This is a genomic window from Pseudomonas putida W15Oct28 (assembly GCF_000708715.2).
Classification (GTDB): Bacteria; Pseudomonadota; Gammaproteobacteria; order Pseudomonadales; family Pseudomonadaceae; genus Aquipseudomonas; species Aquipseudomonas putida_R.
Genome location: NZ_JENB01000100.1, coordinates 1 through 505 on the forward strand (window position 1 = coordinate 1; position 505 = coordinate 505).

1 protein-coding gene and 1 pseudogene are annotated in these 505 nt (G+C 61.4%); both read left to right on the forward strand.

The annotated features are described in order from the left end of the window. A pseudogene (locus AK81_RS30580) lies at positions 1–93 on the forward strand (type IVB secretion system protein IcmH/DotU); the annotation flags it as partial. A gap of 13 nt (positions 94–106) precedes the next feature. Then, the coding region (locus AK81_RS27595; RefSeq protein ID WP_043204415.1) for a contractile injection system protein, VgrG/Pvc8 family at positions 107–505 on the forward strand (399 nt) is incomplete at its 3' end.

A 505-nucleotide genomic window follows, 5' to 3' on the forward strand; every position in this document is an offset into this window, starting at 1 on the left:
GCCATGGTCTGCGCCTACAGCTACTACAGCTACCGCCTCGACCTGATCACCGCCGAAGTCGTGGAATCGCTCAACGCGATTCTGCAGCAGTAGCGGGGGGCGCCATATGCCTAGCCAATCCGATTTGCACTTTACCTTCCAGCCGCTGGTTGGCCGGAGTGAATTCGAAGTGGTGTCGTTCGAACTGGACGAAGCCATCAGCTCACCGTTCCAGCTGAAGCTGGAGCTGATCAGTTTCGAAGACGATGTCGACTTCGGCCAGCTACTCGACAAGCCGGTGCTGTTCACGATCTGGCGCGGCGAGCGCCCGCTGCGCTACGTGCACGGCCTGGTCAGCACCTTCAGCCAGGGTGAAACAGGCTTCCACCGCACCCGTTACCGCGCCTTGGTCGAACCCGTGCTGGCCCGCGCCGGGCTGCGCTCGAACTGGCGCATCTTCCAGCAGAAAACCGTGCCGCAGATTCTCGAGATCATGCTCAAGCGCCAGGGCATCACCGGCTATGAG